We start from the raw sequence: 463 nt of genomic DNA on the forward strand, positions 1-463 counted from the left end.
CCGCCCGCTCTGAGGTGCGCGGCAGACATTTTCAGTGACGTCCCGTGCCCGCTACAGTTCATGACTGTACGCTCTTTGCTCTTTCCGGCTTTTAACCGGGGGGATGACGGTTGCTATATCCGCTTCCTGAAGCATATCGAGCAGTTCGTTCGTGTCATACGCTTTGGCCGCAACGAACGCTATGTCGTTATCTGGATTGTTCGTCCAACGGTCTCTGCCCGTATATCCGATTCCGTTCAATAGATCGGTGTCGAAGCGCACCCAGCAATGCTTGGGTTTGGACGTGCGGTACACTTCCGGTTTGACTCCCGCCGCGAACAGGCGTTTCTCCCACTTGTTAATTTCGCTCTGGGACCATTCGTAAATCGTCGTCTTGCCGCCCGGCTCCGAATTGTACCCGTCGCAGTCGCCGTGCACATGCGCGCCGCTCCTGAAGTAGAAGTCGTAGTCCCCGTCGTCGAAT

At 56.2% G+C, this 463-nt stretch carries 1 protein-coding gene; it reads right to left on the reverse strand.

Features of this window, described 5'->3' with window-relative positions; all coding sequences use genetic code 11:
* Positions 1-51: 51 nt before the first annotated feature.
* Positions 52-463 (reverse strand): hypothetical protein (locus AWU74_RS08270; RefSeq protein WP_238580271.1); only part of this gene is annotated, 412 nt, incomplete at its 5' end.

The organism is Treponema endosymbiont of Eucomonympha sp. (genome assembly GCF_001028545.1).